The sequence below is a fragment of the Streptomyces sp. NPDC050211 genome (genome assembly GCF_040656035.1).
Classification (GTDB): Bacteria; Actinomycetota; Actinomycetes; order Streptomycetales; family Streptomycetaceae; genus Streptomyces.
This window is the reverse complement of the sequence record NZ_JBFALC010000047.1, coordinates 22,015-34,830: the sequence shown is the minus strand read 5'-3', so window position 1 is coordinate 34,830 and position 12,816 is coordinate 22,015. Positions and strand designations below refer to the sequence as shown.

At 71.4% G+C, this 12,816-nt stretch carries 14 protein-coding genes; 7 read left to right on the top strand and 7 right to left on the bottom strand.

Translation table 11 applies throughout. The annotated features are described in order from the left end of the window. The first annotated feature begins 66 nt into the window (after window positions 1–66). Together AB0I98_RS34700 and AB0I98_RS34695 are read left to right on the top strand one after the other, a co-directional pair. Window positions 67–1,161, top strand: coding sequence for a DUF5925 domain-containing protein (locus tag AB0I98_RS34700; protein WP_362948878.1), 1,095 nt, complete (start codon window positions 67–69; stop codon window positions 1,159–1,161). Window positions 1,162–1,194: 33 nt separating this feature from the next. Next, a complete protein-coding gene (locus AB0I98_RS34695) occupies window positions 1,195–1,965 on the top strand; it encodes a DUF72 domain-containing protein (protein WP_362948876.1) in 771 nt (256 codons plus the stop codon). 12 nt (window positions 1,966–1,977) lie between these two features. Here the strand turns inward: AB0I98_RS34695 and AB0I98_RS34690 are convergent, their stop codons facing one another. Beyond that, window positions 1,978–2,349, bottom strand: a complete 372-nt coding sequence (locus AB0I98_RS34690) for a GntR family transcriptional regulator (protein ID WP_328367421.1) — start codon at window positions 2,347–2,349, stop codon at window positions 1,978–1,980. Between the two features lie 70 nt (window positions 2,350–2,419). Here AB0I98_RS34690 and AB0I98_RS34685 point away from each other — a divergent pair, with 70 nt between their 5' ends. Both AB0I98_RS34685 and AB0I98_RS34680 read left to right on the top strand, forming a co-directional pair. Beyond that, entirely contained in the window at window positions 2,420–3,349 is a 930-nt protein-coding gene (locus AB0I98_RS34685; protein ID WP_362948874.1) for a GNAT family N-acetyltransferase, read from the top strand. Continuing rightward, on the top strand, window positions 3,330–3,830 hold the full coding sequence (locus tag AB0I98_RS34680; RefSeq protein WP_362948873.1) for a DUF402 domain-containing protein: 501 nt from the start codon (window positions 3,330–3,332) through the stop codon (window positions 3,828–3,830). Before AB0I98_RS34685 ends, AB0I98_RS34680 begins: the two co-directional genes overlap by 20 nt. A 3-nt stretch (window positions 3,831–3,833) precedes the next feature. Here AB0I98_RS34680 and AB0I98_RS34675 read toward each other — a convergent pair whose 3' ends face one another. Beyond that, window positions 3,834–4,448 (bottom strand): class I SAM-dependent methyltransferase, encoded by a 615-nt coding sequence (locus AB0I98_RS34675; protein WP_362948871.1) that lies wholly within the window; start codon window positions 4,446–4,448, stop codon window positions 3,834–3,836. Between the two features lie 171 nt (window positions 4,449–4,619). Here AB0I98_RS34675 and AB0I98_RS34670 point away from each other — a divergent pair, with 171 nt between their 5' ends. After that, a complete protein-coding gene (locus tag AB0I98_RS34670; RefSeq protein WP_282615144.1) occupies window positions 4,620–4,754 on the top strand; it encodes a hypothetical protein in 135 nt (44 codons plus the stop codon). A 26-nt stretch (window positions 4,755–4,780) separates the two neighbouring features. Here AB0I98_RS34670 and AB0I98_RS34665 read toward each other — a convergent pair whose 3' ends face one another. Next, window positions 4,781–5,230, bottom strand: coding sequence for a GNAT family N-acetyltransferase (locus AB0I98_RS34665; protein ID WP_362948869.1), 450 nt, complete (start codon window positions 5,228–5,230; stop codon window positions 4,781–4,783). Between the two features lie 172 nt (window positions 5,231–5,402). On the opposite strand from AB0I98_RS34665, the gene AB0I98_RS34660 reads away from it, so the two are divergent. Further along, window positions 5,403–6,389 carry a lytic polysaccharide monooxygenase gene (locus tag AB0I98_RS34660; RefSeq protein WP_362948868.1) on the top strand — a complete coding sequence of 329 codons (987 nt, stop codon included), beginning with the start codon at window positions 5,403–5,405 and terminating at the stop codon, window positions 6,387–6,389. Window positions 6,390–6,447: 58 nt separating this feature from the next. Here the strand turns inward: AB0I98_RS34660 and AB0I98_RS34655 are convergent, their stop codons facing one another. After that, complete coding sequence (locus AB0I98_RS34655) at window positions 6,448–7,308, bottom strand: alpha/beta fold hydrolase (protein WP_362948866.1); 861 nt, start codon at window positions 7,306–7,308, stop codon at window positions 6,448–6,450. Window positions 7,309–7,482: 174 nt separating this feature from the next. After that, window positions 7,483–7,926, bottom strand: a complete 444-nt coding sequence (locus tag AB0I98_RS34650; protein WP_362948864.1) for a MarR family winged helix-turn-helix transcriptional regulator — start codon at window positions 7,924–7,926, stop codon at window positions 7,483–7,485. Between the two features lie 94 nt (window positions 7,927–8,020). Between AB0I98_RS34650 and AB0I98_RS34645 the strand changes: the two genes are divergently transcribed. After that, a complete protein-coding gene (locus tag AB0I98_RS34645) occupies window positions 8,021–8,395 on the top strand; it encodes a cupin domain-containing protein (protein ID WP_362948862.1) in 375 nt (124 codons plus the stop codon). A 17-nt stretch (window positions 8,396–8,412) separates the two neighbouring features. Here AB0I98_RS34645 and AB0I98_RS34640 read toward each other — a convergent pair whose 3' ends face one another. Both AB0I98_RS34640 and AB0I98_RS34635 read right to left on the bottom strand, forming a co-directional pair. Then, the gene (locus AB0I98_RS34640) at window positions 8,413–9,375 is read right to left on the bottom strand and encodes a hypothetical protein (RefSeq protein WP_362948861.1); all 963 of its coding nucleotides are present in this window, start codon (window positions 9,373–9,375) and stop codon (window positions 8,413–8,415) included. Beyond that, window positions 9,372–12,794: a DNA polymerase III subunit alpha gene (locus AB0I98_RS34635; RefSeq protein ID WP_362948860.1), complete on the bottom strand. Its 3,423-nt coding sequence runs from the start codon at window positions 12,792–12,794 to the stop codon at window positions 9,372–9,374. Before AB0I98_RS34635 ends, AB0I98_RS34640 begins: the two co-directional genes overlap by 4 nt. Between the last annotated feature and the right edge of the window lie 22 nt (window positions 12,795–12,816).

Sequence of the window (12,816 nt, the reverse complement as noted above, 5' to 3'; positions counted from 1 at the left end):
CCCGACACTCCGGGCCCACTGCGGAAACCGGGTGCACACGGCGCCCGTGTGCCGGATCATGGGCCCATGTCTGTGAACCCTCACGAAGCTCTGCCGATCCGGCTCAACGTCGACGACAGCGACTCGCCGTCCGACGTCGTCGACGCGCTGTTCCTCGGCCGCTTCGCGACGGGCGAGCAGCCGTACTCGCACGCGGCGAACATCGAGCGCGTACGGTCCGGGGCGACCCTTCTGCCGCCGGGCGCCCGCGTGCTGCGCTCCGCCCGCGACGACGACCGCAGCGCAACGCTGGCAGAGGGCGACGGCTGGACGATGCTGATCTCCCGCTGGAACCGCGGCGCCGACGTCACCGTCACGGCGACCAGCGAGGAGCTTGCGGAGAAGGTTCTCGACCAGGCCACGGACGGCGCGGCGGACGAACCCGAGCCGCAGCCGGAGAACGTGACGATGGGTTTCTGGTACGTCTCCCCCAGGCGTGGCCCGCACCGCACGACGCGGCAGATCTCCGCGGGCACGTGGGACGAGGTGCGGCCCAACTACACCGCGCCGGTCGCGGACGCGATGGACCGCCTGATGAAGACGACCCCGGAGGACATCGCGGGCCGTCTCCTCCTGCTGCACGGCCCGCCCGGCACCGGCAAGACGTCGGCGCTGCGCACGCTGGCCCGGTCCTGGCGGGACTGGTGCCAGGTGGACTGTGTGCTGGACCCGGAGCGGCTCTTCAGTGACGTCGGCTATCTGATGGACATCGCGATCGGCGAGGAGGACTCGACGGGCAAGGGCCGCTGGCGGCTGCTGCTCCTGGAGGACTGCGACGAACTGATCCGCGGCGAGGCGAAGCACACCGCGGGCCAGGCGCTGTCGCGGCTGCTGAACCTGACGGACGGCCTCCTCGGACAGGGCCGCAACGTCCTGGTCGGCGTCACCACCAACGAGGACCTGGAACGCCTCCACCCGGCCGTCGTCCGCCCCGGCCGCTGCCTCGCCCGCATCGAGGTCGGGCCGCTGACCCACGCGGAGTCGGTGAACTGGCTCGGCACGGACCAGGGCATCGACCGCGAGGGCGCGACCCTGGCCGAGCTGTACGCGCTGCGCCGGGGCACGTCACCGACGGCGCTGCCGGAGCCGCGGGGGCGGGCGGACGCGGGGCTGTATCTGTAGGTCGCGCTGCCGGGGCGGTGCTTTGATGGACATATGACCCTGTTCGTCGGCACGTCGGGGTGGCAGTACAAGGACTGGCGGGGCGTTCTCTACCCGGCGGACTGCCCCACGCGGCTCTGGCTGGAGGAGTACGCGAGGCGGTTCGCGACGGTCGAGATCAACAACGCCTTCTACCGGCTGCCGACGCGGGAGAACTTCGAGGCCTGGCGGGAGCGCGTCCCGCCGGACTTCGTGGTCGGGGTGAAGGCGAGCCGCTATCTCACCCACATCAAGCGGCTGCGGGACCCCGAGGAACCGGTGCACCGCCTGATGACCCACGCGGCCGGCCTCGGCGACCGCCTGGGCCCGGTCCTCCTCCAGCTGCCGCCCACCCTCCGCGCCGACCCCGGCCTCCTCGATGCCTGCCTCGCCTGCTTCCCGCGCGGCACCCGCGTCGCCGTCGAACCGCGCCACGACTCCTGGTGGACCGAGTCGATCCGCCAGGTCCTCGAATCCCGGGGCGCGGCCCTGTGCTGGGCCGACATCCAGGCCCGCCCGATGACCCCGCTGTGGCGTACGACCGACTGGGGCTACGTCCGCTTCCACCAAGGCCGGGCCCAGCCCTGGCCCCGCTACGGCCGCCAGTCCCTGACCACCTGGGTCCACCGCATCACGGACAGCTGGACCGACGACCACGACGTCCACGCCTACTTCAACAACGACCCGGGCGGCGCGGCGGTGGAGGACGCGGTGCTGTTCGCGGGGGTGGCGAAGAAGGCGGGGCTGAGGGTGACGCGGGTGCCGGAGCGGGTGCCGACGACGTGACCCTCTGTCCCCTCAGCCTTTGCTGTATGCCGCCCGCACGGCATCCCGTACGGCGGCAAGTGCTTCCTCTTCGCCCAGCCCGAGCCGCCGCACACGCTCCACGTACGCCTGGGCGGCCGACGCGGCCTCCCGTTCAGCGGCCGAGCCCGCGGCCGCCACGAACGTTCCGTTCCGCCCCCGCGTCTCGATCACCCCGTCCGCCTCCAGGGTCCGATACGCCTTGGCGACCGTGTTCGCGGCCAGCCCGAGCGACTCGGCGAGGCCGCGCACCGTCGGCAGCCGGTACCCCACGGGCAGCACCCCCGCCCGCGCCTGCTCGGAGATCTGCGCACGCACCTGCTCGTACGGCGGGGCACTGTCATCGATGTGGATCTTCAAGGTCACGGGCCGATTGTCCCGCACCGCGGGAAAATGAGAGGCATCCCGGCGCACGGTCCCCGTAGCCTGCGGCCACATGACCGTCATCGTGCGCGAGCTGCGCTCCGAAGTCCGGGCCGACGTCGAGGGCTTCGCCCGCGTCCGCCACCTGGCACTCCCCTTTTATCTCGTCACCCCGGACTCCATCGCCTACGACGTCACTCACGCCCACCGCGACGCGCACTACAGCCCTCTGGTCGCGGTGGAGGACGACGAGGTCATCGGCACGGCGCAGGTCGGCATGGTCTACGACAGCCCGGACCCCGGCCAGGGCTACGTCAATGTGTACGTGCGCCCGGACCGGACCCGTCGCGGCGCCGGTGCCCTGCTGGTCCGTGCCGCCGAGGAACACCTGGCCGCGCAGGGCGCCACGGCCCTCTTCGCGTGGGTCCTCGACGAGCCCGGCAACCGCGTCTTCGCCGAGCAGCACGGCTATCGGGCGAGCCGTTCCGCCCACTTCCTCCGCCTGGACCTGGTGAACGATTCCCTGCCCCCGCTCCAGGACCCCCCGCCGGGCGTCGAACTGCGCACGGCCGCCGACTTCGCGGACGACCCACGCCCGCTGTTCACACTGGACGCGGAGGCGTCCTCGGACGAACCGAGCGACGTCGACTACGAGTTCACGGACTACGAGGCCTGGCTGGAGAGCACCTGGCGGCACCCCCTGTTCAGCCCCGAGCTGACCTCGGTGGCACTCGTCGACGGCCGCCCCGCCGCCTTCAGCGCGGCCCGCACCGACGGCGGCACCCGCTACGGCACGGTCATGACCGGCACCGCCCGCGACTTCCGCGGCCGGGGCCTGGCCAAGCTCGCCAAGAACGACTCGCTGCATCGCGCCCGCGCCGCCGGATTCACGGAGGCGTTCACGGGCAACGACACCGGGAACGGCCCGATGCTCGCGATCAACAAATGGTTCGGATACGAGATCTGCGCGACGGAGGTGCGCTATGTCCGCGAACTCGGCTGACTCGAAGACCGCTGTCGATGTCGTCCTGGTCAAGGCGGGCCGTACGAAGATCCGTTACCCGGCGCGGCTGCTCGGCGACGACGGCACCAGGATCGCGGTGCGCGCACCCTGGGCAGGCGACACCACCCGCGACTTCGGCTTCGTACGCTTCGAGTCCGGCGATGTCTTCACCGAGTACTACTGGCGCGACCGCTGGTACTCCGTGAAGGAGGTCCGCGACGCCCGAGGCGCGCTGAAGGGCTGGTACTGCGACATCACGCGCCCGGCCGTGCGCATTGGCGCCGAGCTGGTCGTGGAGGATCTGGACCTCGACCTCTGGCGCTCCGCCGACGGCACGGACGTACGGCGTCTGGACGAGGACGAGTTCGCCGAGAGCGGGCTGGCGCGACGGGACCCCGAGGCCGCGGCCGCGGCGATGGCCGCCCTGGACGAGCTGGAGGCCCTGGCGCTCCAGGGTGACTTCGAAGCGCTGCTGACCTGAGGGTCAGAGCTGGACCACCACCGCATACCGGTCGTCCTCCACCACCCTCCCCCACAGCCGGGGCTCGTCCGACAGCCGTTCCACGCGCGCCTGCCCGGCGAGCGGCGCGAGCAGCTCGGTGAGCCGGTCGGCGGAGATGCCGGCCGGGCTGACCGTGCCCCACACCCCCTCGACCAGCACGAGCCGGCCGCCGGGTCGCAGCAGCTCCCGCCAGTGCCGCAGGGCGCGGCCGGGGTCGGGCAGGGCCCACAGGACATGCCGTACGAGCACGGTGTCGAACCGGTCCTCGCCCACCGGTGGCGCCGCCGCGTCACCGACGAGGAACACGGCGTCACGTCCGGCGAGCTTCGCTCTCGCCAGCGCGACCATGGCCGGGGACAGGTCGACGCCGGTGACGTGGTGCCCCTGCTCGGCCGCGAGGAGCGACAGGCTGCCGGTGCCGCAGCCGAGGTCGAGGACGTCGCACGGCCGCGGGGGCAGCCAGGCGCGCAGCCGGTCGGCCCAGGCCAGGCGCACGTCGGGGTCGCGCAGGCCGTGGTCGGGCTCGTCGTCGAAGGCGGGGGCCGCCGCGTCCCAGTCCACGACCGCCCCGGCCTGCGCATTCTCGTCATCACTCATGCTCACAGCGTGACAGCCACCACTGACAATCGAGCTTTGGTCGAAGCCCAGTCGAATGAAGGTCGAAATCGTGATGACCGCCACTGACAGCCGGTCGCCGATGAGGAACCCTCGCCGAAAGGGTCTACCTCCGTGACAACGCGGAACCCGGTAGCCCTGAAGGAGGCAGCCATGCGCCGAGTCACCGTGCAGAAGCCCCTGAAGAAGACGGACGTCCGCCGGCTCCGTGAGCGGGCCGACGAGCGCCCCGCCGAGCGTTCCGAGGTCCGAAAGGACATCGCGCGCACCTGGTGGCCGGACGGCTGACCCAGCGGGCGAGGTCATGAGACGCGTCAGCTGAGCCGCTTGCGGTAGTGGATGCGGTCGTACGGCCCGTCCGCGCGCTGCTCGATCACCTCGTAGCCGTACTTCGGGTAGATCTTCTGGTTCTCCCACATCAGCACGTTCGTGTAGAGCCTCACCTCGGGCAGGCCGAGCGCACGCGCGCGTGCGTCCACGAACTCCAGCAGCCGTCGCCCCACGCCCTGGCCATGGGCGTCGGGGTGGACGGCGATGCTGTCGAGGAACAGATGGTCCTCGTACGTCTCGATCACGACCAGGCCGATCACCGGGTCGCCCGTGACGAACACCTTCCCCGCGGCCACGTTCGCCGCATGGTCCGCCTCCATGGGCACCGGCACCACCCCGATGCGCTCGATATAGGGGCGGTACGCGGCGTCGGTGACGCTCTTCACAGCCGGTACGTCGGCGGCCACGGCAGGCCGGATCTCGTCGTCTGTCATGTCTCGAACCGTAGCTACCTGATCCCAGTCTGAGTACTCCCTTAAAGCGACCATAAGGATCTCCCTCCCCCGCCTCCAACAGGCGATTTCACGGTCATCCGGGGCTAGCTTGCTGATCGCCCCCCACGAGTTCCGGCCCATCGATCCAGTGACCGTTCCGAGGAGTTCCGTCATGCCCGCACGCCGCAAGGTCGCCGCCGTCGCAGCCGTCGGCATCGCCCCGCTCGCCCTGACCGCGCTGGCCGCCGTGCCCGCGTCCGCGCACGGCTCGATGGGCGACCCGGTGAGCCGGGTCTCGCAGTGTTATGCGGAGGGGCCCGAGAGCCCGAAGTCCGAGGCGTGCAAGGCGGCGGTCGCGGCCGGCGGCACGCAGGCGCTGTACGACTGGAACGGCATACGCATCGGCGACGCCAACGGGCAGCACCAGGCGCTGATCCCGGACGGCAAGCTGTGCAGCGCGAACAACGAGGCGTTCAAGGGGCTCGACCTGGCCCGCGCCGACTGGCCCGCGACCGGCGTGAGCAGTGGGTCGTACACCTTCAAGTACCGCGTGACGGCCCCGCACAAGGGCACCTTCAAGGCGTACATCACCAAGCCCGGCTACGACCCGGCGCAGCCGCTGGCCTGGGACGACCTGGACCTGGACAACCCGGTCGCGACGGTCACCGACCCGGCCGCCGCGGGCGGCTACTACACCTTCTCCGGCAGCCTGCCCGAGCGCTCCGGCAAGCAGCTGCTGTACGCGGTCTGGCAGCGGTCGGACAGCCCGGAGGCGTTCTACTCCTGCTCGGACGTCACCTTCGGCGGCAGCGATGCCCCGGCCACCGGCGATTCCTCCGCGGCCCCTGCCCCGTCCGCGTCCGCCCCGTCCGAGGAGCAGATCGAGGACGGTGCCGACAAGTCGACCGTCGAGCACCACGGTCACGGCGGCGACGACGCGAGTACGTCGGCGGAGCCCGCCACCGAGCCGGTCGCCGATTCTGTCGCCGCCAACGAGCCGAAGGCGGCCGGCGCTTCGGAGGACCTGGCCAAGACGGGCGGCGACAGCAGCACTCCCTACATCGCGGTGGGCGGCGCGGCAGCCCTCGCGCTGGGTGCCGCGGCCCTGTTCGCGTCGGTGCGCCGGCGTGCGGTGAGCGGTGGCCGGCACGGCCGCTGACACCCCTGGGACTCCGGGGCCTGACCGGCGGCTCAGGCCGGTCAGGCCCCGGCGCCGTTCAGCTGACCGCCGATGCGCAGGTGGTCGGGGTGGCGCGGGCCGGATCGAGGGCGTTCGCCACCTCGTGGAACGCGATCCGGCTGAACAGCCCGATGGACACATGCTCGGAGAGGTCGAGCGGGCACAGGTCCTGGAGCAGGACGTTGCGCACGCCGGATCCGCTCAGGAACTGGCTCCGGTACGGCGTGACGACCTCGTCGTACTTGGTGGCGAGGACGGTGTAGCTGACGCCGGGGACGGTGTCGCCGCCCTCGTTGAGCTTGGCGAGGAAGGCGGAGCCGGCGATCTGGTCGGCGAGCGCCGGGGTGGCGGTGGTGAGCAGGTCCCCGGCGCCCGGGAAGTACGGCAGCAGGTTGGTCAGGCCGTTGAGGTCGGTGCCGTGATTGCTGGGCGCGATGCCGACGAGAGCCTTCACCTTGGCTGCGCCGCCGAGGAACTTGACGTAGTAGCGGGGCATCATGCCGCCCTGCGAGTGGCCGACAAGGTCGGTCTCGGTGGCGCCGGTCGCGGTGAGCACCTTGTCGACGAAGGCCTTCAGCTGCTCGGCCGACTTGTCGACCGGTCCGAGGCCGTGGAAGAAGGGGACGCCCGGCAGTTGGCCGTAGTCGAGGGAGAAGACGCAGTATCCGCGGTCCTTCAGATACGGCGCGAGGCCCAGCCAGTTGTCGACGGAGTTCCCGAGGGTGCCGTGCACCAGGACGACGGGGCGGGGGTGGGCGGTGGACGGTTTGCAGGAGTAGTTGTTCCAGCCACTGCTGGGGGAAGCGGCGGCCTGAACTGCGGTGGCGGGGACCAGGGCGACCGTGGCGGTCAGCAGCAGTGCGGTCAGGGGTCTGAGCACTCGTTTCCAGGGCAGCATCGAGTGATCTCCTTGCGGCTCAAGGGAGTTGAGGCGGCTCTACGCCCTGTGATCCGGATCACGAGGATGCTGTTCACTCGTCAAGTTACGAGCGGGTAGTTCACTTGTGAAGTTACGCGTCAGTAAAAACTTCCAGCGCTAGCCAGTGACTGTGGTAGTGCTACTGACGAACCATCACCAGATGGGCCTGAGAGGGCCATAGGGCGCGATGCGCCCCAATCGGTCGGTCAACGCCCGAACTTCACTCTCGCCGAGCACATCGACCCATTCGCGCACCGCCTCCGCGGCAGCCTCCTCCGCGGCCCGCGTACAGGCCCACCCCTGCTCGGTCAGCACGACCAGCCGGGCACGCGCATCGCCGGGATGCGGCCGCCGCTCGACATACCCCTTGCGCACAAGCTCCTCGACGAGCTGACTCGCAGCCTGCTTGGTGACCCCGAGATAGACAGCGAGGTCGGTGACCGTCGCCCCGTCGGGGGCGAGCCGCGTGAAGGCGAAGCCGTGCGCGGGCCGCACTTCGAACCCGCGCGCCACGACACGGTCGTTGATGCGCTGCGTCAGGTCGGCCGCGGCGGAGAGCAGGGCGGCGGTGAGGGCGAGGGCTTCGGAGTTCTGCACGGAGGCATTGAAACACCCTTGACGAATTGGTCAAGCAGCTTGACCATGTCCGTATAGTCAAGCAGCTTGACCATCACGGCCAGGAGGCCCACCCATGCCCGTCATCCGCTCAACCGACGCCGTCACCCACGAGATCCACGGCGCCCGCTTCGTCTCGTACGCCACTCCCCGCACCGGCAGCAAGGAACTCTGCGCCTGGCGCGGTGAGATCCCGGCCGGGACCAAGGCGCCCGCGCACACCGTCAACCGGGAGGAGATCCTGCACTTGCTCGACGGCGAGCTGCTGGTCACGCTCGACGGCCGTACCGACCGCGTCACGGCCGGCGACACCCTGATCATCAACCCCGGCGCGACCCTCGCCGTCGAGAACCCGACCGACCGGACCACGCTCACCTGGGTCACCACCTCCATCGGCCTGGAGGCGGAGCTGGCCGACGGCACGCGCATCGTGCCGCCGTGGGCCAACTGATCGCTGTTCAGGGGGAGTTACGCCGCCAGCGTCCCCGGCTTCACCACGTGCGGGCCGAATTTCGCTCGCGCGCGGTCCGCCACCTCCTCGATGCGGCGGGCCTTCTCGTCCACCGGGTCGAAGGTGAGCTGGTAGGAGGCCTGTTCGGCGGGGCCGAGGGCCTCGGCGCGCAGGGTGACCGACCGCACCCGGGCGCGCTGGAGGCCGAGGGCCTCGTACATGTCGTACGCGGTCCGGGTGAGGGCGGCCGAGTGGGCGGTGGGTTCCTTGAGGGTGCGGGTGCGGGTGGTCGCGGTGCGGTCGGCGTAGCGCACGGTGAGGGTCAGGGTGCCGCAGACCTTCTCCAGGGCGCGCAGCCGGGCGCCCAGTTCCTCGGCGGCGGAGAGCAGGGCGCGGCGGTGCCGGTCGGGGTCCAACTCGTCGCGGCGGAAGGGGCGTTCGGCGGCGAGGGAGCGGGAGACGGCGTTCGGGACGACCCGGCCGCGGTCGAAGCCGTTCGCCTTCTCGCGCAGCTCGCGGCCGGTCTTCGCGCCGACCAGCCGCTGGAGCGTGGACAGGGGGGCGGCGGCGACCAGGCCGAGGGTGTCGAGCCCGTACTCGCACAGGGTGCGGGCGGTCGCGGTGCCGACGCCGGGGAGCGCGGTGACGGGCAGCTCGGCGATGCCGTCCGGTCCTTCGGGCAGCTCATGGGTCACCCCGGGCCGGGCGTCGTGCAGCGCCATGCGGGCCAGCATCGGGCCGGGCCCGGCGCCGATCGCACAGTCGACCCCGTGCAGGGCCAGGGAACGGACGCGGATCACCGCCGCCAGTTCGACGGCGCTGCGCCCGAAGTACCGCTCGGCGCCCCGCAGATCGGCCAGCGCCCCGTCCGGCGGCAGCGCCTCGACGACCGGCGTGAACTCCTCGAGCAACCCGATCAGCTCCGGCAGGGCCGCCTCGCACGCCGACGGCAGCTGGAAACGTACGCAGAGGATGGTCATCCCGCACTCCCCGGACTCTGGTGCCACAACTTCCGTACCTGTGAAGGCTCTTGACCCGCCGGACGCAGATCGGCCCACGGGTGCATTTCGTATCCGGTGGGCATCTGGATTCGTCGTCCGCCCGTCGAATCGCCGCCCCCTTCCGGCACCGGCTCCGCGAGCCGGGCCGCCACCACGTCGAGGCCGCCCTCGGCGCGCAGTTCGACCAGCTCGGCGAGGTTCCAGGCGGCGGCGCCCACCACGCTGAGGCTGCGCGGGCCGCGCCGCTGCACCACTCCGCGCACCAGCAGCAGCCAGGAGTGGAAGACGGTGTGGGCGCAGGCGTCGTGGGAGTCGTCGAAGAAGGCGAGGTCGACCAGGCCGGTGCCGTCGTCCAGGGTGGAGAAGATGACCCGCTTGCCGGACCGGATCGGCGGGGTCTGGGTCGCCGCCTTGGCGCCCGCGACCAGTACCGTCTCCCCGTGCCCGGCATCCCGCAGCCGCCGCGCGGACACCACTCCCAGTTCGTCGAGGAACGCGCGGTGGTCGTCCATCAGATGGCGTGAGGTGTCCATGGACAGCACTCCCAGTTCGGCGCTGAGCCGCTCCGCCGAGGAGAGGTCGGGCAGTCCGGCCGGCGCGGTCTTCCGTCCGCCGGACAGCGGGAGTTGGCCGCCGCCCGCGCCCCGGGCGCCTCGGTGCAGCTCGGTCAAGTGCAGTTGCAGATCACGGCGGTTGGCCCCGAAGGAGTCCAACGCGCCGACTTGGGCCAGCCTTTGGGCGAGCGGACGGCTGGGCCGTGCCCGCTCCCAGAAGTCCAGCAGCGAGGCGTACGGCTGCCCGTCCGCGATCCGCGCCGCCTCGGCCTCGCTGATGCCGTGCACGTCGGAGAGGGCCAACCGCAGCCCCCACACCCCGGATTCAGACACCAGTTCGATACGGTGTGCGACCCCCGACACATTCACGTCCAGCGGCAGGATCGGCACCCCACGCCGCCGCGCGTCCGCCAGCAGCAGCCGCTTCGGATACATCCCGGGATCGTGCGTGAGCAGCCCGGCGTAGAAGGCGGCCGGGTGATGCGCCTTCAGCCACGCCGACTGGTACGTCGGTACGGCGAAGGCGACGGCGTGCGCCTTGCAGAAGCCGTACGAGCCGAAGGCCTCGACGATCTCCCAGGTCCGCTGAATCGTTTCCGCGTCATAGCCCTTCGCCGCCGCGCGCTGGGCGAACCACACCTTGATCCGCCCCTGCGACTCCGGGTCGGACAGCCCGCGCCGCACCCGGTCCGCCTCGGCCCGACCGCAGCCGGTCATGATGTCGACGATGTGGATGATCTGCTCATGGAAGACGACGACTCCGTAGGTCTCCCGCAGCGGCCCTTCCAGATCCCGGTGCGGATAGCGGATCGGCGCCCGCCCGTGCCGCGCCTCGATGAACGGCCGCACCATGTCGGCGGCGACCGGCCCCGGCCGGAAGAGGGAGATGTCGACCACGAGGTCGTGGAAGGTGGCCGGCTGAAGCCGCCCGACCAGGTCCCGCTGCCCCGGCGACTCGATCTGGAAGCAGCCCAACGTCTCGGTGGAGCGGATGAGTTCGTACGTCGCCGGGTCGCCGTCCCCCCGTTCGAACTCGAGCGCGTCCAGGTCGACCCGCTCCCCCGTCGTCCGCTCCACCTCCGCGACCGCGTGCGCCATCGCCGACTGCATCCGCACCCCGAGCACATCGAGCTTGAGCAGCCCGAGGTCCTCGACGTCGTCCTTGTCGAACTGCGACATGGGGAAGCCCTCGCCGCTGGTGGGCATGACCGGCGTACGGCTCAGCAGGGACGCGTCGGACAGGAGCACTCCGCAGGGGTGCATGGCGATCCCGCGCGGGAGGGCGTCGAGGGCCTCGGTCAGCTCCCAGAGCCTGCCGTACTTCTCCTTCTCACCGGCCAGTTGGCGCAGTTCGGGCAGTTCCTCCAGGGCCGCGCGGGCGTCCCGCGCGCGGATGTGCGGGAAGGACTTGGCGATGCGGTCGATGTCGGCCGGGTCCATGGAGAGGGCGGCGCCGACGTCCCGGATCGCATGCCGGACGCGGTAGGTCTCCGGCATGGAGACGGTCGCGACCCGTTCGGTGCCGAACCGGCCGATGATCTCGCGGTAAACCTCCAGCCGGCGCGCGGACTCCACGTCGATGTCGATGTCGGGCAGCACCAGACGGCGTTTGGACAGGAAGCGCTCCATCAGCAGCCCGTGCTCGACGGGGTCGGCGTGGGCGATGCCGAGGAGGTGGTTGACGAGGGAGCCGGCGCCGGAGCCGCGCGCGGCGACCCGGATGCCCATCTTCTTCACGTCGTCCACGACTTGAGCGACCGTCAGGAAGTAGGAGGCGAAGCCGTGGAAGGCGATGATGTCCAGTTCCTCGTGCATCCGCTCCCAGTAGGCACGCCGGTGGTCGTAGCCGTGCAGCACCATGCCCGCCGCCGCCCGGGAGGCCAGCGCGCGCTGTGCGGTGCGGCGGCCGGCGCCGACGAGGTGCGGTTCGGGGAAGTGGACGGTGCCGATGCCGAGGTCGTCCTCGGGGTCGACCAGGCACTCGGCGGCGGTGACCTGCGTCTGCTCCAGCAGGCGCAGTGCGGTGTCGCGCCGGAAGCCCGCGGCCTCGACGATCCGCTCGGCCGCCTCGCGCATGGCGCCCGCGTCCTTGAGCCAGGCCTCCCCCGAGTCCAGCCCCTTGGCGGGGTCGACGGGGACAAGGCGGCGGGCGGCGTCCAGGACGTCGGCGACCGGGCCGAGACCGGGGTCGGCATAGCGGACGGCATTGCTGAGCACGGGCCGGATCCGCTGCTCGGCGGCGAAGCCGATGGTGCGGGCGGCCAGCCGCAGGGAGCCGGGGCCGGTACCCGTGCGGTCGTGCCAGACGGCTTCGAGGCGCAGGGCGTCGCCGTAGGCCTCCCGCCAGGGGGCGAGGAGCCTCGCCGCCCGGTCGGGGCGTCCCGCGGCGAGCGCGCGGCCGACGTCGGAGTCGGGGCCGAGCAGGACGGTCAGGCCCTCGGCGGGGAGGGCGGACCAGGACAGCAGGGGGGTGTCCTCGGCGGTGTGGGCGGCGGTGACGAGACGGCACAGGCCGGCCCAGCCGCGGGCGCCGTCCCGGGCGAGGAAGGTCACCCGCGGTGTCGACTCGTCGATGAAGGCACCGCCGCGGACCGGGGTGCGGCGCTTTTGTCGACGTACGGACTCCTGCTCCTCCACCGCCAGGTTCACGCCGAACAGCGGACGGACGCCCGCCTTGGCGCAGGCCTTGGCGAAGCGGACCGTGCCGCCGAGGGTGTCGCGGTCGGTGAGGGCGAGGGCGTCCATGTGCCGTTCGGAGGCGTGCTCGGCCAGCCGCTCCGGGTGCGAGGCGCCGTAGCGCAGGGAGAACCCGGAAACGGTGTGCAGATGGGTGAAGCCAGGCATCCGCACCTCCCGCTATCGAACA

Coding starts and splice junctions, on each gene's coding strand:
- AB0I98_RS34635 (WP_362948860.1), bottom strand. CDS start 12,794: ATGCCTGGCTTCACCCATCTGCACACCGTTTCCGGGTTCTCCCTGCGC.
- AB0I98_RS34645 (WP_362948862.1), top strand. CDS start 8,021: ATGCCCGTCATCCGCTCAACCGACGCCGTCACCCACGAGATCCACGGC.
- AB0I98_RS34665 (WP_362948869.1), bottom strand. CDS start 5,230: ATGACAGACGACGAGATCCGGCCTGCCGTGGCCGCCGACGTACCGGCT.
- AB0I98_RS34695 (WP_362948876.1), top strand. CDS start 1,195: ATGACCCTGTTCGTCGGCACGTCGGGGTGGCAGTACAAGGACTGGCGG.
- AB0I98_RS34655 (WP_362948866.1), bottom strand. CDS start 7,308: ATGCTGCCCTGGAAACGAGTGCTCAGACCCCTGACCGCACTGCTGCTG.
- AB0I98_RS34670 (WP_282615144.1), top strand. CDS start 4,620: ATGCGCCGAGTCACCGTGCAGAAGCCCCTGAAGAAGACGGACGTCCGC.
- AB0I98_RS34700 (WP_362948878.1), top strand. CDS start 67: ATGTCTGTGAACCCTCACGAAGCTCTGCCGATCCGGCTCAACGTCGAC.
- AB0I98_RS34675 (WP_362948871.1), bottom strand. CDS start 4,448: ATGAGTGATGACGAGAATGCGCAGGCCGGGGCGGTCGTGGACTGGGAC.
- AB0I98_RS34640 (WP_362948861.1), bottom strand. CDS start 9,375: ATGACCATCCTCTGCGTACGTTTCCAGCTGCCGTCGGCGTGCGAGGCG.
- AB0I98_RS34660 (WP_362948868.1), top strand. CDS start 5,403: ATGCCCGCACGCCGCAAGGTCGCCGCCGTCGCAGCCGTCGGCATCGCC.
- AB0I98_RS34680 (WP_362948873.1), top strand. CDS start 3,330: ATGTCCGCGAACTCGGCTGACTCGAAGACCGCTGTCGATGTCGTCCTG.
- AB0I98_RS34685 (WP_362948874.1), top strand. CDS start 2,420: ATGACCGTCATCGTGCGCGAGCTGCGCTCCGAAGTCCGGGCCGACGTC.